The sequence below is a fragment of the Rhizobium sp. WSM409 genome (assembly GCF_057653825.1).
On sequence record NZ_CM172794.1, the window covers coordinates 2,827,855 to 2,845,068 of the forward strand.

At 61.1% G+C, this 17,214-nt stretch carries 12 protein-coding genes; 4 read left to right on the top strand and 8 right to left on the bottom strand.

Annotation, left to right across the window (positions count from 1 at the left end):
• Positions 1-6: 6 nt before the first annotated feature.
• From AC25BC_RS14225 to AC25BC_RS14255, 7 genes are all read right to left on the bottom strand, one after another.
• Entirely contained in the window at positions 7-3,162 is a 3,156-nt protein-coding gene (locus AC25BC_RS14225; RefSeq protein WP_012758250.1) for an efflux RND transporter permease subunit, read from the bottom strand.
• Positions 3,159-4,370, bottom strand: coding sequence for an efflux RND transporter periplasmic adaptor subunit (locus AC25BC_RS14230; protein ID WP_012758251.1), 1,212 nt, complete (start codon positions 4,368-4,370; stop codon positions 3,159-3,161). The genes AC25BC_RS14225 and AC25BC_RS14230 overlap by 4 nt, the downstream gene beginning before the upstream one ends.
• A 267-nt stretch (positions 4,371-4,637) precedes the next feature.
• Complete coding sequence (locus AC25BC_RS14235) at positions 4,638-5,558, bottom strand: adenylate/guanylate cyclase domain-containing protein (RefSeq protein ID WP_128438178.1); 921 nt, start codon at positions 5,556-5,558, stop codon at positions 4,638-4,640.
• A 156-nt stretch (positions 5,559-5,714) separates the two neighbouring features.
• Positions 5,715-7,265: a SpoVR family protein gene (locus tag AC25BC_RS14240; RefSeq protein WP_012758253.1), complete on the bottom strand. Its 1,551-nt coding sequence runs from the start codon at positions 7,263-7,265 to the stop codon at positions 5,715-5,717.
• Positions 7,262-8,533, bottom strand: a complete 1,272-nt coding sequence (locus tag AC25BC_RS14245) for a YeaH/YhbH family protein (protein WP_012758254.1) — start codon at positions 8,531-8,533, stop codon at positions 7,262-7,264. Before AC25BC_RS14245 ends, AC25BC_RS14240 begins: the two co-directional genes overlap by 4 nt.
• A 12-nt stretch (positions 8,534-8,545) precedes the next feature.
• Positions 8,546-10,489, bottom strand: coding sequence for a PrkA family serine protein kinase (locus tag AC25BC_RS14250; RefSeq protein ID WP_012758255.1), 1,944 nt, complete (start codon positions 10,487-10,489; stop codon positions 8,546-8,548).
• Between the two features lie 431 nt (positions 10,490-10,920).
• Positions 10,921-11,400 (bottom strand): VOC family protein, encoded by a 480-nt coding sequence (locus AC25BC_RS14255; protein ID WP_128438179.1) that lies wholly within the window; start codon positions 11,398-11,400, stop codon positions 10,921-10,923.
• Between the two features lie 247 nt (positions 11,401-11,647).
• On the opposite strand from AC25BC_RS14255, the gene AC25BC_RS14260 reads away from it, so the two are divergent.
• Positions 11,648-14,128, top strand: coding sequence for an ATP-dependent helicase (locus tag AC25BC_RS14260; protein ID WP_113545201.1), 2,481 nt, complete (start codon positions 11,648-11,650; stop codon positions 14,126-14,128).
• A gap of 24 nt (positions 14,129-14,152) precedes the next feature.
• On the opposite strand, the gene AC25BC_RS14265 is transcribed toward AC25BC_RS14260, so the two are convergent.
• Positions 14,153-14,500 carry a hypothetical protein gene (locus AC25BC_RS14265; protein ID WP_012758258.1) on the bottom strand — a complete coding sequence of 116 codons (348 nt, stop codon included), beginning with the start codon at positions 14,498-14,500 and terminating at the stop codon, positions 14,153-14,155.
• Positions 14,501-14,902: 402 nt separating this feature from the next.
• Here AC25BC_RS14265 and AC25BC_RS14270 point away from each other — a divergent pair, with 402 nt between their 5' ends.
• From AC25BC_RS14270 to AC25BC_RS14280, 3 genes are all read left to right on the top strand, one after another.
• A complete protein-coding gene (locus AC25BC_RS14270) occupies positions 14,903-15,400 on the top strand; it encodes an EF-hand domain-containing protein (RefSeq protein ID WP_012758259.1) in 498 nt (165 codons plus the stop codon).
• Positions 15,401-15,714: 314 nt separating this feature from the next.
• Positions 15,715-16,341: a bifunctional nicotinamidase/pyrazinamidase gene (gene pncA, locus AC25BC_RS14275; RefSeq protein WP_012758260.1), complete on the top strand. Its 627-nt coding sequence runs from the start codon at positions 15,715-15,717 to the stop codon at positions 16,339-16,341.
• Between the two features lie 99 nt (positions 16,342-16,440).
• Positions 16,441-17,106, top strand: coding sequence for a dihydrofolate reductase family protein (locus AC25BC_RS14280; RefSeq protein WP_012758261.1), 666 nt, complete (start codon positions 16,441-16,443; stop codon positions 17,104-17,106).
• Positions 17,107-17,214: the final 108 nt, after the last annotated feature.

Consider the following 17,214-nt stretch of genomic DNA (forward strand, 5'->3'; position numbering starts at 1 on the left):
AAAAGCTTATTCGGCGGCCTGCAGCTGCTCGTCATCGGGTGCGGCGCGTGGCCGTGTGGCGACCGACATCTCTTCGTGCAGGCGCGCCTCCTCGTGGGCGTGCGGCTTGGCGAAGCGGGCAAGCAGCAGATAGGCGACCGGCGTAATGAACAGCGTCACCAGCGTTGCGAAACCGAGGCCTCCAACGATCACCCAGCCGAGTGCTACGCGCGCTTCGGCGCCGGCGCCGTGGGCAAAAACCAGCGGCACGCCGCCGAGGATGGTGGCGATCATCGTCATCATCACGGGACGAAGGCGCAGCGCGCAGGCCTTCTCGAGCGAGGACCGCACATCCTCGCCCCGGTCGCGCAGCTGATTGGCGAATTCGACGATCAGGATACCGTTCTTCGCCATGACGCCGACCAGCAGCACCAGGCCGATCTGGCTGTAGATGTTGAGGCTGGAGCCGGTGATCACAAGTGCGAAGACGGCGCAGGCAAGACCAAGCGGCACCGTCGACATGATGATCAGCGAAGACAGCACGCTTTCGAACTGCGCGGCCAGCACCAGGAAGATGATGACGATGGCGAAGCCGAAGGTCAGCGCCATGCCGCTCGAATTCTCTTCGAGCGTCGCCGCCTCGGCAAGCGGCAGCAGGCGGGAGCCTGGCGGCAGCAGCGGCTCGGCGAGATCAGTCACCTGCTTGACGGCATCGCCGAGCGACTTGCCGTTTCTGAGTCCGGCGGTGATCGCCACGGAGGCGAGCTGCTGCTCGCGGTTGAGCTGCGGCGCGACCGAACCTTCCTTCATCGTGGCGATGACCGACATCGGCACGATCTTGCCGTCGCCGGTTTTCAGGAACACGTTCTCAAGATCGGTCGGATCGTCGATCGGCCGCGTCGTCGAGGTCAGAAGCACGGGATAGGATTCGCCGTCGACGAAGACATCGACCACCGAGCGCCCTTCGAGCAGCGATTGGATTGCTGTCGAAAGCCCGGTTATATCGATGCCGAGATCCGAGGCGCGCTCGCGGTCGATCGCCACCGACACCTGCGCCTGGCTGGGCTCGTTGGTCAGGCGCGGCGTATCATATTGGCCAGTGGCCTCGAGCGCCTGAACCAGCTTGGCGGCCGCCGCCGTCAGCGCCTCGTGATCATTGCCGATCAGCGCCATCTGCAGACCACTGCCGGCACCGCGGATGCGAAGGCTGTTCGATGAGATAGCATTGCCGCGCAAAGCCGGCACCCTGGAGGCCGCCTGGTTGATATCGCCGACGATCTCCGTCTGCGTCCTGTCACGCTCTCCCCAGGGGGCGAGCGTCAGCACCATGAAGCCGCTGTTCAGCGAACCACCCTGGCCGGAGATCGAGAAGACGTTGCGGATGTCGCCGCGGTCGACCAGCGGCTGCAGATATTCCTCGACGAGCTGCATCTTGTCGCGGGTATATTCGAGGCTCGATCCCTGCGGCGTCGTCAGCCGCATCATCACCATCGACCGGTCCTCTTCGGGCGTCAGCTCGCTCTTGACCGTCGAGAAGGCGATGAGCGCCGCGCCGGCAAAGATCACCGAGAACAGGATGACCACGAAGGGCGCGTTGAGACAGCCGTGCAGTGCCCATTTGTAGAGATCGGCCAGCGCCCCGCCGAAGCGGCCGAGCACGCCGTGATCCTCGAGCATCGGCTTGGTCAGCATGCGCGAGGCAAGCATCGGACACAGCGTCAGCGCCACGATCGACGACAGCCCGACCGAGAAGGCGAGCACGAAGCCGAATTCGCGGAAGAGGCCACCGACCTGTCCCGGCAGGAAGGAGAGCGGAATGAACACCGCCGCCAGCGTCGCCGTCGTGGCGATGACGGCGAAGAACACCTCGCGCGTTCCGAGCACGGCAGCAGCGCGCGGTCCCATGCCTTCGGAGCGCCGGCGTACGATATTTTCGAGCACCACGATCGCATCGTCGACGACGAGGCCGGTCGCCAGCACAATCGCGAGCAGCGTCAGAATGTTGATCGAGAAGCCGACCATGTAGATCGCCGCCAGCGTGCCGATCAGCGCCACCGGCATGCTGACGGCCGGGATCAACGTCGCCCGCCAATCGCGCAGGAAGAGGTAGATGACGGCGGTGACGATGACGGCGGCGAGTATCAGCGCCAGTACCACCTCGTGGATCGCGCCCTGGATGAAGACGGCGTCGTCGCTGGTGATGGCAATCGTCGTGCCCTCGGGCAGTGTCTTCGACAGCTGGTCGACGGCCGCCTTGATGCCAGTCGAGATGTTCAGCGTATTCGACTGCGCCTGGCGGATGATGCCGAGACCGATGCCCGGCTTGCCGTTGGAGCGTAGCGCCGTTTCGCCGTCGCGTGGCCCGAGCATCACTGTCGCGACGTCGCCGAGCCGAACGCGGTCCTGCAGGATGACGTTAGAAAAATCCGCCGGCGTCTGCAGGTTGGCAGTGGCGCGCACCACGATATCCTGCGTATTGCTCTTCAGCGAGCCCGCCGGCACGTCGAGTGCAGCATTGTCGAGCGCCTTCGTCAGGTCGCCGATGGTCAGCCCGCGGCTGGCAAGCGCGCCCTGGTCGACATCGACGCGGAAGACCTTCTCCTGGTCGCCATATTCCTCGACGTCGGCAACCCCGTCGACGGAGGCGAGGCGATCAATCACCTCGTTTTCGACGAGCTGGGTCAGGTCGTCCATGTTGAGATTGGTGGAGGTGACGGCAAGGCGCATGATCGCCGAGGAATCCGAATCCGCCTTGACTATCTGCGGCGCATCCGCTTCGTCGGGCAGGTTCTGGGTAATGCGGCCGATCGCGTCGCGCACGTCGTTGGCGGCGACCGAGAGATCGATCGCATCCGAAAATTCCAGCGTCACCCGGCTCTGACCGAAGGATGAGGTCGACGAAATCGATTTCAGGCCGCTGACGCGCGCGACCGCCCCCTCGATCACCTTGGTCAGTTCCTGGTCGATCGTCTGCGGCGATGCGCCATCGAAGGTGGTGCGCACGGTAACGACGGGACGGTCGACATCCGGCAGTTCGCGCACCTCAACGCCGACATAGGCCGCAAGGCCGGCGACGACCATCAGCGTATTGAACACCAGCGCCAGAATCGGCCGGCGAACGAAAAGCGCGGTGAAGCTCTGCTTGCCCGAGGCCCTGTCCTGATGAATCTCGGTCACGCTCATTGGGTGGCGACCTCCGCAGCCGCGGCGACATCGGCGCTCACACGCACTGCCCCGCCCTCGCGCACGCGCTGCAGTCCCTGTGTCACGATCACGTCGCCGTCCTTGATGTCGGCTTTGACCAGCACGAAATCCGGGTTGCGCTGCACGATACTGACCCGCACCTTGTGCGACTTGTAGTCGTTGACCTGCCAGACGAAAGACCCTTGTGAATCCCACTGCACCGAGACCGGGTCGACGGCCGGATATTTATCGCCGGCAAATTTCATGCTGACGCTGAAGGACATGCCGGCGCGCAGCTCGTCGGAACTGTTGTCGATCTTGGCGCGCAGGCGCAGCGTGCGACTTGCCGCGTCGATGCGGTTGTCGACGGCTTCGACCACGCCGGAAAACACCTTTCCTGGCCTTGCCACCGACATCGCCTCGACCGGCTGGCCGACCGACACAGTATTGGCGAAGCGCTCCGGCACCCAGTAGTCGACGAGGATTTCCGAACGGTCGTCGAGCGTGACGATCGGGATGCTCGTCGTAACATTGTCGCCGATATTGACCGGCACGATGCCGACGATGCCGTCGATCGGCGCGGTGATGTTGCGCCGGGCGAGATTGAGCTCGGCGGCCTGCAGCTGCAGCCGCGCGCCCTGCTCGGCGATCTCGGAATCGAACACGTCCATGCGCGACACGCTGGACTTGATGTTGTGATAAAGGTTGGACTTCTCGACGGCGGCCTTAACCGCCACGTCAGCCTGGCCGCGGGCGATCACCTGCTCCTCGCTGTCGAGCTTGGCGAGCACCTGGCCGGCCTTCACCCTGTCGCCCGACTTGATGAGGATTTCGCGGATTGTGCCCGATGCCTGCGGCGTGACCGCGACCGAACGGATCGCGTCACCCGTGCCGATGGCATTCAGCCGGTCGTTGACGATACCTTGGACGACTGCCTGCGTCGCGACGAGAATGGCGCTGTTGCGCCCGCCGCCATTACGGCGGTTCTGTCCCTGCCCTTGTCCGTCGCCGCGTTGCTGCCCCTGCGCCCGGGCTGGAGCGTCGGCATCCACCGTCTCCTCAGCCTTCGGCGCGATCTTGGAAACGATGCTGTCTGGAATCCCTGCATCGCGCATCGTATCGCCGGCGCCGGGCACAAAGAAAACCCACGCGGCAAAGCCGGCAATAATGACGATGAGCGACAGTATAAACTGCTTCCAAAAGGCCATTCACGTCTCCAGAGGGACTCGAGGTTGGACCAGGGTCGGTCGAAAGAGGCGCTGCGGGATCGAGATTCCCGTCTGATGCGACAATATCGCGCGTTTACAGCTTACCGGCAAGCATAAGCAGCCGGCATTACCGATTTGTAATATCAGCAAAGAATGGAAATAACCCGGCCGCTCACTTTTGTTTGAACGAACACTCGCCCATGCCTTTGACACCGCCGATTATCGGGCGAGATATCGCACAAATGTCCGACGATGCGGGTTGAATGTCTATCTGCGCATCGACCATCGCACGCCCATGACGGCCGCAATCCCCAGTATCGGCCACACCGCCCAGAACTGCCCCGTCCAGGTGAAGAGGTTGAGGCCGGCAAGGCCAAGTGCCAGGATCGCCAGCGAGGTGATCTTTCGGTTGTACAGGATCTGATCGCGGTTCCAGGCGAGCGCCGCGACGACGGCAAGCGCAAGCACCGGAAACCGCGCCCAGAAGACGCCCTGCCACGACAAGAGATTGATACCGATCAGGACGGCGGCGATGACGCCGAGCACGCCATACAGCCTGCGTCCTCCCGGTGCTGGGGTTGTCTCAACCTTGGCTGCCGCCATAACCGCCGCCGGCTGCGGCCGCGCGGCGCCGGATCGTTCGGCATGCGGCGTCTCCTCCCTGGCATCGCCGATCTTTACCGCGTAGCTTGGCACGCCTTCATCGACATTCTTCACCATCAGCGGCCCGAGAAACTCGAAACCAACCGCCACCTTGTTGCGGACCTGATCGTAAACGGTACTTGATATGACGATGCCGCCGGCCGCGGCCGACGCCTGCAGCCGCGCGGCAATATTGACGCCGTCGCCATAGATGTCCTCGCCCTCGACGATTACGTCGCCGAGATTGATGCCGATACGGAAGAGCATGCGACCGTCGGCCGGTCGGCGGGCGTTGAAACCCGCGAGTTCGTTCTGGGTGTCGACGGCCGCACGCACCGCCTCGACCACGCTTGGGAAGTCGGCGATCAGCCCATCGCCCCAGGTGTTGATGACGCGGCCGCCATGGCTTTCGATCAGGCGTCCCATCGCTTCCCGGCAGCGTTTGAGGCTCGCAAGCGTCCCTTCCTCATCAGTCCCCATCAGCCGCGTATAATCCTGCACGTCAGCACAGAAGATCGTCGTCAGCTTGCGCCGCGTTTCACTCATGGTCTCTCGTCTCCGCGCTATCCGCCCCGGAAGATCGCTGCAAAGGGTGAAACTGGTCGAGATCAAGTGGGCGATTGCAACGGCGGTAAACTACTAAGGCTTTGTGTTTGTTGCCACCGATAATTGTCCATTATCGCCCGTCAGCATAATCTGTGATCACTGAACGATCTTGCGCGGGCTCGCCGTGTGTTCTTTCGCCACCGCGCTGGAACTGTCGATTTCCTGAAGCAAAACGTCATAGCCCCAGAGATCGGCGAGATGCTGCAGGACGAGCTTCGTGTCATTTTCCTGAAGATAGCAACCATTCATCATGATGTGTTGTAGCAGCAGCCGGCGGTCGCCGGCGAGATCGACATCGACGATATCGATGGCAGGATCGGTCCAGCCGATATCATATTCGCGGGAGAGCTGGCGGCGGATGCGCAAATATCCGCGCTCATTGTGGATCGCCGAAACCAGCACCCCCTCGGTTTGATCAGGATCGTCGTAGAGATGGAACAGCCGCAACTGCCGGATCAGGTTCGGGCTCAGGAACTGGCTGATAAAACTCTCGTCCCGGTAATTGGCCCAGATGTCGCGCAGGACGGCCATCGCATCGCCTCGCCCAGCAATATCGGGAAACCATGCGCGGTCCTCATCCGTCGGCTTCGTGACGATCCGCTCGATATCCTGCATCATCGCAAAACCAAGCGCATAGGGGTTGAAGCCCGAGAACCGCCGATCGTCGTAGCTCGGCTGGAACACGACGTTGGCGTGCGACTTCAGGAATTCGAGGAAGTTTCCGTCGCTGATCTGCCCTCGCTCGTGAAGCCGGTTCATGATCTGGTAGTGGACGAAGGTGGCAGTTCCCTCGTTCATCACTTTGGTCTGCCGCTGAGGATGGAAATATTGTGCGACATGGCGGACGATGCGAAGGATCTCGCGCTGCCACGGCTGCAGCCGCGGCGCCGACTTTTCCAGAAAGTATAGGATGTTGTCCTGAGGGAGACCGAGGGCGGCGCGGCGCTTTTCCAGGCCGACGTCGCCGGCCTTTCGGGCCTTGCCGACGGGAACCGTGCGCCACAGATCGTTGAACATCTGCTCTTCATGGGCGCGGCGCTCCTGTTGCCGCTTCTCCTCCTGGCGAAGGTCGATGGTGGTCTTGCCCGCGTATCGATGCACCCCATGCGACATCAGTGCATGCGCCGCATCGAGTGTCCGCTCGACGGCCGTCTCGCCGTAACGTTCCTCACAGCGGGTGATATAACCCTTGGCGAAATCGAGGTAATCGAGGATCCCCTCCGCATCGGTCCAGAGCTTGAAGAGATAGTTGTTCTTGAAGAAATGGTTGTGGCCGAAGGCCGCATGCGCGGTGACGAGCGTCTGCATCGTCGCCGTGTTCTCCTCCATCAGGTAGGAGATGCAGGGAGAGCTGTTGATGACGATCTCATAGGCAAGGTCGCGCATCCCGCGGCGGTAGAAAGCTTCGTGATGCGCGAAGTGCTTGCCGAAAGACCAGTGGCGGTAAAAGAGCGGCATGCCGGTCGAGGAATAGGCATCAAGCATCTGCTCCGAGGTGATGACTTCGATCTGGTTCGGATAGACGTCGAGGCCGAGTTCGTTAAGCGCGATCTCCTCGCAGGCGTCATGGATGCGCTGGAGCGTTGCGAAATCCCAGTCAGCCCCCTCGAACAACAGCCGCTCTCTTGGCCTCATCGTCGTGGTCATGGCGTCACCCTCGACTGTGCGTCACGTTTTTGGAAGAGATCGTGGAAAACAGGGAATATTTCGCTTCGCCGGCAGACCTTGCGCATCGAAAGCGGCAACTCGGAACGGATCCCGTCATAAAGCATCCAAAGCGGTGAACGGGATACCGAGGAGTCGCCGCCTTCTTCGCCGACCTCGATATAGGCGAAATACTGGCAGAGCGGCAAAATCTCGTGCAGCAGCTGTCCGGTCAGGTTTCCGTCCGAATGGGCGTTGTCGCCGTCCGAAGCCTGGGCGCCGTAGATATTCCACTCTGCCGGATCGAAACGCGCCGCGATGATCCCGCGCATTGCCGCTAGCGCACTGGATACCAGCGTGCCGCCCGTCGCCGGACCATAGAAGAAGGTTTCCTCATCGACCTCCTCCGCCTTGTCTGTGTGACGGATGAAGACGATCTCCACTTTCTTGTAGCGCTTCGACAGGAAAAGATAGAGCAGCAGGTAGAACCGCTTCGCCAGATCCTTCATGTGTTCCGACATGGAGCCCGAGACGTCCATCAGGCAGAACATCACCGCCTTCGCCACAGGCTTCGGCTCGTTTTCGAAGCGGCGATATCGCACGTCGAGCGGATCGATATAGGGGATGCGCCGACTTTTTTCCGTCAGGGACTTGAGTTTTGCCTCAAGCGCCAGGCGGCTCTCGTCGTCCTCGCATTCCTCGATCTGCCGCTGCAGGGCTTCGATCTCTTCGCGGCGCGGACGGTGAAGCGCGACGCGGCGCATCATCGCGAGCCTCGTCGTGCGACCGACGGCGATGTTGGACGGCGATCCCGACACGGAATAGCCGGCCCGCGATGGAGTTTCCTCCTCGGTTTCGGCCAGACGCCGTTTGGCAAGGTCGGGCAGTTCCAGGTCGTCCAGAAACACATCGAGGAATTCTTCGCGCGTCAGCACGAAGCGGAAGCCATCCTCACCATCGCCCTCACCCGCATCCTTGGGTTTTCCGCCCCTGCTCCCCGGCGGGCGCGGAAGAATGTCGCCTTCGACGAAGGCCCTGTTTCCAGGCAGGATATGATCGCGGATGCCGCCGTCGCCCCTTCTCAAGTTCGGCTCGGCCATTCCATCGATCGGCAGGCTGATTTCCCCGCCGTCGAGCACATCGCGAATGTTCCGGTTTTGCAGAGAACGCTTTACCGCCTGCTGCACAGCGCCTTTCATGCGCCGAAGAAACCGTTGCCGATTTTCCAGACTTTTACCGCGCGGATTTAGCCGACGGTCGACAATGTGCATATTGGCTCCACATTAACTTGCCTGTTTGACGCGCATGTACCATTCGACGAGGCGCCGAACCTGCCTCTCCGTGTAACCCCGCGCGGCCATGCGCGAGACGAATTCGCTGTGCTTCTTTTCCGTTTCGGAATCCTTCTTCGATCCGAAGGAAATGACCGGCAAAAGATCTTCGACCTGCGAGAACATTCGCTTTTCGATGACTTCCCGGATTTTCTCGTAGCTCGTCCATGACGGATTCTTTCCGCCGTTGGCTGCCCGCGATCTCAAGCAGAACTTGACGATTTCGTTGCGGAAATCCTTCGGATTGGCAATTCCCGCCGGCTTTTCGATTTTCGTCAGTTCCTGGTTGAGGAGCTCGCGATCGAGTAGCTGGCCGGTATCGGGATCCTTGAAGTCCACGTCTTCGATCCAGGCATCGGCATAGTCGACGTAGCGGTCGAACAGATTCTGTCCGTAATCCGCATAGGACTCAAGATAGGCCTTCTGGATTTCATTTCCAATGAACTCTGCGTAACGCGGCGCAAGATCGGCCTTGATGAATTCCAGATATCGCTTCTCGACATCGTCGGAAAACTGCTCGCGGCGGATCGACTGCTCCAGCACATACATCAGATGAACTGGATCGGCGCCAATATCCGTGGTGTCGTGATTGAAAGTGGAGGCGAGCACCTTGAAGGCGAAGCGGGTCGATATGCCGTCCATGCCCTCGTCGATGCCGGCGGCATCCCGATATTCCTGGACACTGCGGGCGCGCGGATCCGTCTCCTTCAGGCTTTCGCCGTCATAGGTGCGCATCTTCGAGAAGTATGTCGAATTCTCATGCTTGCGCAGACGCGACAGCACGGAGAAGCGGGCCAGCATTTCGAGCGTCGCCGGAGCGCATGGTGTATCCGCGAGTTCCGATCCCTCGATCAGCTTCTCGTAGATCTTCTGCTCTTCCGTCACGCGCAGGCAATAGGGCACCTTGATCACGCAAATACGGTCAATGAAGGCTTCGTTGTTCTTGTTGGCCTTGAAGGTTTGCCATTCCGCTTCGTTCGAATGCGCAAGGACGATGCCGGTGAAGGGTATGGCGCCGATGTTCTCGGAGCCGATATAGTTCCCCTCCTGCGTCGCCGTCAGCAGCGGATGCAGCATCTTGATCGGCGCCTTGAACATCTCGACGAACTCGAGCACGCCCTGATTGGCGCGATTGAGGCCGCCAGAATAGCTGTAGGCATCGGGATCGTTTTGGGAATAAGTCTCCAGCTTGCGGATATCGACCTTGCCGACCAGCGACGAGATATCCTGATTGTTCTCGTCTCCAGGCTCGGTCTTGGCGATCGCAATTTGGCGCAACCGCGAAGGCTGTACTCTGACGACACGGAAGCGGGAAATATCGCCCCCAAAATCATCGAGCCGCTTCAGGCACCAAGGGCTCATCAGTCCGCTTAGGCGTCGCAGGGGAATGCCGTATTGCTCCTGCAGGAGCGATCCCATCGTGTCCGGGTCGAAGAGGTTGAGCGGACTTTCGAAAACGGGGCTGATCTCGTCACCCGCCTTCAGCACGTAGATCGGATGAAGCTCCATCAGCAGCTTCAGCCGCTCAGCCAGAGATGACTTGCCGCCGCCGACCGGGCCGAGCAGATAGAGGATCTGTTTGCGCTCCTCGAGCCCCTGCGCCGCGTGCCGGAAGAATGAAACGATTCGTTCGATTGTCTCTTCCATGCCGTGGAAGCCGACAAAGGCCGGATAAATCCGGATGGTCCGGTTCATGAATATCCGACCGAGGCGCGTGTCCCTGGCGGTGTCGACCATCTGCGGTTCGCCTATCGCGGCGAGCAGGCGCTCGGTCGCATTGGCATAGGCAAGCGGTTCTTTTTTACAAAGGTCGAGATAATCCGAGATCGACATATCGGTCTCGCGACGCGCATCATAACTGCGGGTGAACGCATCAAATACGGATTCGCTCAGCATGGGCCCTCCATTCAAGGTTAATGCCACAGGCTTCAGGTGTCCTTATAACCATCGAGATGGCCATGACGTTCCTGAGAATCAATAGTTTCGTCGGTTATTCCACGCTCACCGGCCGTTTCTAGCAATGCACGAAATTGTGCATCCACCGGTTCTTTAATTACTCTACGAAACTGTTGGTCAGTATAGTGGAGAAAGACGCCATCGCGGTATCAGCACATTTCACGACGTGACAGAAAGATGAAAAAGGTGTGCAATGTCGCCCGTGATTCGAGGTCTCGAAAATCAGCGGTCGGCAGGCGGAGAGCCAGCTTCGATCGGTGAATATCGATGTGCGACGGGCCATATGACGTTCGAAAACTTGGGATATTCTTAGAGAAATGGGCGCATGACGATCATGCGCTGGATATTGCGATCATCTCTCCGCAGGCCTCTCAGCCGTTGAACGCATCCTCGAGCGCGGCGACATCGATCTTGACCATGCCGAGCATCACTTCGGTCACGCGCCTGGCCCGCTCACGGTCGCTGTCGGCGATCATCTCCGAGAGCACACGCGGCACGATCTGCCAGGAAAGGCCCCAGCGGTCCTTCAGCCAGCCGCAGGCCTCCGGCGTGCCGCCATTGCCTAAGAAAGCATCCCATATCCGATCGATCTCGGCCTGGCTTTCCACGAGAATCGCGATCGAGAAGGAATGGTTGAAACTATCGAGCGGGCCGGCCTTCATGGCCAGGAAGGCCTGGTCAGCGAGCGTGAACTCGATCAGCTCGACGCTGCCGGGAGGCCCGCTCGGCGTTTCCGCCGGCAATATGGTGGTGCGGCCCATCTTCCTGGAGTCCGGGATGACAGACACGTAGAATTCGACGGCTTCGCGGGCTTCCTCGGCGAACCAGAGATTTGAAACGATCTTCGGCATGAAACGGCCTCCTTGTTGACGGGTGTTGATCCGGACAGCTGTCCGATGACCCAAGGACGCCTCACCGGCGCCTGATCCGACAGGCCGCGATTGGTATTTTCAGCCCCGCCCGCCCGCATCGCGGCTACAGCCGGGCTCGGCGGCGGCATTACCGCCCGCAACATACCGCCTGGAATAGCGCCGGCTCGGGAATGAAAGCAGAACATCTTTTCTGGTCTTTCCTTCCCGAATCACTACATTACGCGCCATGAGCAATAGTTTCGACGATATGCCCTTCTTCGACGAAGAGCCGGGCGAGATGGCGCGCAAGCCGCAGCCGCCTGCCGCACCCGCCGAACGGGCGCCCGCCGCCGGTGGCGGCATCGCCGCCCGCGCCATGGCGGCTCGCGACGGCGGCAAGCGACCGGATTATCTCGCCGGGTTGAACCCCGAGCAGACCGAAGCCGTCGAAACGCTTGAAGGCCCCGTCCTCGTGCTCGCCGGCGCCGGCACCGGCAAGACGCGCGTACTGACGACCCGCATCGCCCATATCCTCAACACCGGCCGCGCCTTCCCCTCGCAGATCCTCGCCGTCACCTTCACCAATAAGGCCGCCCGCGAGATGAAGGAGCGCATCGCGCTGCTCGTCGGCGGCGCCGTCGAAGGCATGCCGTGGCTCGGCACCTTCCATTCGATCGGCGTCAAACTTCTGCGCCGCCACGGCGAGCTTGTCGGCCTGCGCTCCGATTTCACCATTCTCGACACCGACGACGTCGTCCGCCTCATCAAGCAGCTCATTCAGGCCGAAGGTCTCGACGACAAGCGCTGGCCAGCCAAGCAGTTCGCCGGCATGGTCGATACCTGGAAGAACAAGGGCCTCGGCCCCGCCGACATCCCCGAGGGTGATGCCCGCGCCTTTGCCAACGGCCGTGGCCGCGATCTCTATTTTGCCTATCAGGCGCGCCTGACGACGCTGAACGCCTGCGACTTCGGCGACCTGCTGATGCATCCGATCGCGATCTTCCGCAAAAACCCGGATCTCCTGAAGGAATATCACGGCCGCTTCCGCTATATCCTCGTCGACGAGTACCAGGATACCAACACGGCCCAGTACATGTGGCTCAGGCTTCTCGCTCAGCGCCCTAAGGGCGAGCTGCAGAACGTCTGCTGCGTTGGCGACGACGATCAGTCGATCTATGGCTGGCGCGGCGCCGAGGTCGACAATATCCTGCGTTTCGAGAAGGATTTCCCCGGCGCCAAGGTCATCAAGCTCGAGCGCAACTATCGTTCGACCGAACATATCCTCGGGGCCGCCGCCCATCTGATCGCCCATAATGAAGGTCGCCTCGGCAAGACGCTGTTCACCGACCGCTCCGATCCGGACGACGCCAAGGTGCAGGTCCACGCCTCCTGGGACTCGGAGGAGGAAGCCCGCGCCATCGGCGAGGAGATCGAGCAACTCCAGCGGGGCAAGCATCTCTTGAACGACATGGCGATCCTCGTGCGCGCCTCCTTCCAGATGCGCGAATTCGAAGACCGCTTCGTCACCCTCGGCCTCAACTATCGCGTTATCGGCGGCCCGCGCTTCTACGAGCGCCTCGAGATCCGCGATGCCATGGCCTATTTCCGCCTCGTTGCGCAGTCGGCCGACGACCTCGCTTTCGAGCGCATCGTCAACACACCGAAGCGCGGCCTCGGCGATACGACGGTGCGCGCGCTGCACGACTATGCCCGTGCCCGCGATATCCCGATGCTTGCGGCAGCCGCCGACATCATCGAGACAGACGAGCTGAAGCCGAAGGCGCGAAAGGCGCTCTTCGACGTAATTCAATCTTTCCGCCGATGGCAGGAACTGCTTGAAAACACGCCGCATACCGAACTTGCCGAGCAGATTCTCGAAGAGTCCGGCTATACCGACATGTGGAAGAACGACAAGAGCGCCGAAGCACCCGGCCGCCTCGAAAACCTCAAGGAACTGATCCGCTCGATGGAAAGCTTCGAGTCGATGCGCGGCTTCCTCGAACACGTCTCCCTGGTGATGGATGCCGAAACCAACGAGAACCTCGATGCCGTCTCGATCATGACGCTGCACTCGGCCAAGGGTCTCGAATTCGACACCGTCTTCCTTCCCGGCTGGGAGGAAGGACTCTTCCCGCACCAGCGCTCGCTGGATGAGAGCGGCCGCGCCGGCCTGGAGGAGGAACGCCGCCTCGCCTATGTCGGCATCACCCGCGCCAAGCACCGCTGCCACATCTGGTTCGTCTCCAACCGCCGCATCCACGGCCTCTGGCAATCGACCCTGCCCTCGCGTTTCCTCGATGAACTGCCGGAAACCCATGTCGAGGTCGCCGAAATGGAGCAAAGCTACGGCGGGTACGGCCGCGGCGGCTACGGCCAGTCCCGCTTCGACAAGGCCGAACCCTTCACCAATTCCTATTCCACGCCCGGCTGGAAACGCGCCCAGGCCAACAAGACCGACGCCACACGCGACAATTGGGGCACCCGCTCCGGCCACGCCGTCGAACGCATAGGTTACGGCGAAAGCGGCCCGAAGGGGCGCACGATCGAAGGTGAGCTGGTGGCGAAATCGACATCGTCGGAACCGTCGAGATTCACCCCCGGCGATCGCGTGTTCCACCTGAAATTCGGCAACGGCAACATCACCGGCATCGAGGGCAACAAGCTGACGATTGAGTTCGACCGGGCCGGACAGAAGCGGGTCTTGGACGGGTTCGTCGAGCGCGTCTGACCTCGCGTCAGTATGACGCGAAGTTTACCCGAGCATCCGCATCCTTCCGAGCCCGAGAATATCGTTGATCAGGGCAATGCCCATTCCCGCCGCGACGATTCCCAATCCGATCAGAAAGAGCCGGCGAGACCGGTCATATTTGGCGGCAAACAGGGAGTCCCGCGCCAGCAGATCGGCAAAGACTTTCACCTGGACGGCGATGCCCACGGTCAGGAACAGCATCGGCAGAATATCGATGCTGGTCCAGTCATTAGGATTGGAAACCCAGACACTGATGAAATTGAGCGAGAAACCAAGGATGATCCCGGCCGCCGTCAGCGACCCGTTGCGAAACGTCGCGTCGATCTTTTCGTCGAGATCCGGCTCTGGCATGGCTTCGCTTCCGTCTTGCTTCTGAGGGTAAGAAAGGCAGAAATCATCACCCGGAGCAAGGTCGACCTGAAGTCGCCCCTCGCGGAAAGCAGACGAAATGCCGCAGCCGCGCAAACCCGAGCACTCCGCCCATAGCTCCTCCACGTGCTCCATTACGGCAATTTCGGGCCAACACCGGCATGGATTTAATCGCGCCCAGACAAACCGACCGCCAAAAAAAGCCAATAAATCCAATGAAAAACTTTGGTAACCGAAAAGGTTAACGTGCGTTGCCTCACATCGTCAATCGCACTTCCGCCCTGTCAAAACGTCGCTTTGACGCCTTTCGCAAATCAGCTTAGCCCAGAGGCTGCCCGCCCATGAAAGGCGGGCTTCACGACGAACTTTTCAAAGGAGGTTCCAGTGACCAGTGTTTCATCTCTCGGCAGCACCTTAACTCAATATCAGTCTCCGCTTTCCAGTCTGGACAAGAATGGCGACGGCGTCATTTCGGCGGACGAGTTGGCCGCCGCCTCGCAGTCCTCGACTTCGGCCACGGCGTCGACCGACAGCGACGACAGCAGCACCGATATCGTCAAGAAGATTACCGCCGACATCCTGTCGCTGATGCTGTCCATGCAGAAGACCGACGGCAGTGACGATCAGGGCGACGGCGGCGATCAGAGCGAGGGCGCTTCCAAGGGTGTCTTCGCCGCAATGGATACGAATGGCGACGGCAAGTTGACCGAGTCTGAATTTCTTGCCGCCGATCCGAACAGCATCAAGACTTCAGGCGACAGCGATCCGCTCCTGACCAAAGTGCTGAGCGACATGCAGACGGCCCTTCAGGCCTACCGCAATACCTACGGCGCTTCCGCCGCAGCAGGTGATTCTGCAGCCGACAACGTGGCGGCGGCCTAGCCGGGAGATCCGGGCTCTGCCGGGGGAGCCTCGATCCATCGATGCCGCACAAAAGCGTCCTACGCGGCAATTGCCGCCGTCGCGGGCTGTGTCCGCGATGCGGAAATCATGCACGCGCCTTCCCCTCCGTTCGATTTCAACACGAGAACCGCCGCCAGCTATCGTAATGATTGCATTAGAGCATTCTGTTTCGACGACTTACTACCGCTAGTGCCAGATTTAACACTTGCGCGTCCGCGTCTGGAAATCCACTAGTTGATCCATTCAGTGTGCTTGGCGTCTTACACTGCAATAAAGCGAAGGGATTGGCCTTGATGAAAGCGCTGCTGCTCGTCGATATTCAGAACGGCTTCTGTCCGGGCGGCAATCTGCCGGTGCCGGAGGGCGACAAGGTGGTTCCCGTCGCAAACAGACTGATCGACAGCGGCAAATACGATCTGATCGTCGCCTCGCAGGACTGGCATCCGCCGGGCCACGGCAGCTTCGCCTCCGCCCATCCCGGTGCCGCCCCCTTCGAGATGGGAGAACTGTCGGGCAAGCCGCAGATGATGTGGCCCGACCACTGCATGCAGGGTACGCTCGATGCCGAACTGCACCCCGAGCTCAAATCCGAAGAGATCGACCTGATTCAGCAGAAGGGCGAGGATCCTGATATCGACAGCTATTCGGCCTTCCGCGACAATGACCGCGATGCCTCGACCGGCCTTTCCGATTTCCTTGAGGATCAGGGCGTCACCGACCTCGACGTCTGCGGGCTGGCGACCGACTATTGCGTCAAGTTCTCCGCGCTCGACGCGCTGGAGATGATGCCGGGTGTCCGCGTCCGCTTCATCGAGGATGCAAGCCGCGGCATCACGCCCGAAGGCGTCGCCGCCGCCATCGAGGAGATGCGGGCGCATGGCATCGCGATCGTCGACAGCACCAAGATCCTGGCCGGCTAGTTCAGCTCGGATACCGCCCGAAAAAACCGCGTCGGATGTCGGATCGGGGCAAGCCAATCCGTCCTTGGCTCTGAACACACCAACAATGGGAGTCGAGAGATGAGAAAGCTTGTTGCTGCAGCCTTCGTCAGTTTGGACGGTGTCATGCAGGCGCCGGGCGGGCCGCGGGAGGATCCGACCGGCGGCTTCACGCAGGGCGGCTGGACCGTTAACTATTGGGACGAGCCGATGGGCCAGTTCATGGGCGGGATCTTTACCGATCCCTTCGAACTGGTGCTCGGCCGCAAGACCTACGAAATCTTCGCCGCGCACTGGCCCTTCGTAGGGAAAGACGATCCGATTGGCAAGGTCTTCAACGCCGTGACCAAATATGTCGCGACCACTTCCACGCAGCCGCTCACCTGGGCAAATTCCGTCGCTCTGCGCGGCGATGCAGCTGCCGAAATCGCCCGGTTGAAGCAGCAGGATGGCCCCGCCCTCCTGACACAGGGCAGCAGCGGCCTGTTGCAGACCCTATTGGCGCATGACCTGATCGACGAGCTCCGGCTTCTGACTTTCCCGCTCGTGCTTGGCCCGGGCAAACGCCTGTTCGGTCAAGGCGCCAAGCCGGAGGCGCTGAAGCTCACCGCCAACACGATATCGACGACGGGCGTGATCATGAGCGTCTACGAGCGTGCCGGCGCAATCAAGACAGGCACATTCGAGCTGGCGCAGCCCTCGGAGGCTGAGATCGAACGCCGGGAGCGAATGAAGCGCGAAGGCTGAACGCGCCTCCACGGTTGCGGGGCCGCGAGCGCCGTCCCGTCCCGCTTATAGGCTCCTGCCCTTCTTCTTCTGGTCGCGCTCCAGTCGCGGCACCACTCCCGAAGGTAT

Coding starts and splice junctions, on each gene's coding strand:
- AC25BC_RS14240 (WP_012758253.1), bottom strand. CDS start 7,265: ATGACCACGACGATGAGGCCAAGAGAGCGGCTGTTGTTCGAGGGGGCT.
- AC25BC_RS14280 (WP_012758261.1), top strand. CDS start 16,441: ATGAGAAAGCTTGTTGCTGCAGCCTTCGTCAGTTTGGACGGTGTCATG.
- AC25BC_RS14230 (WP_012758251.1), bottom strand. CDS start 4,370: ATGGCCTTTTGGAAGCAGTTTATACTGTCGCTCATCGTCATTATTGCC.
- AC25BC_RS14235 (WP_128438178.1), bottom strand. CDS start 5,558: ATGAGTGAAACGCGGCGCAAGCTGACGACGATCTTCTGTGCTGACGTG.
- AC25BC_RS14245 (WP_012758254.1), bottom strand. CDS start 8,533: ATGCACATTGTCGACCGTCGGCTAAATCCGCGCGGTAAAAGTCTGGAA.
- pncA (WP_012758260.1), top strand. CDS start 15,715: ATGAAAGCGCTGCTGCTCGTCGATATTCAGAACGGCTTCTGTCCGGGC.
- AC25BC_RS14260 (WP_113545201.1), top strand. CDS start 11,648: ATGAGCAATAGTTTCGACGATATGCCCTTCTTCGACGAAGAGCCGGGC.
- AC25BC_RS14225 (WP_012758250.1), bottom strand. CDS start 3,162: ATGAGCGTGACCGAGATTCATCAGGACAGGGCCTCGGGCAAGCAGAGC.
- AC25BC_RS14250 (WP_012758255.1), bottom strand. CDS start 10,489: ATGCTGAGCGAATCCGTATTTGATGCGTTCACCCGCAGTTATGATGCG.
- AC25BC_RS14265 (WP_012758258.1), bottom strand. CDS start 14,500: ATGCCAGAGCCGGATCTCGACGAAAAGATCGACGCGACGTTTCGCAAC.
- AC25BC_RS14255 (WP_128438179.1), bottom strand. CDS start 11,400: ATGCCGAAGATCGTTTCAAATCTCTGGTTCGCCGAGGAAGCCCGCGAA.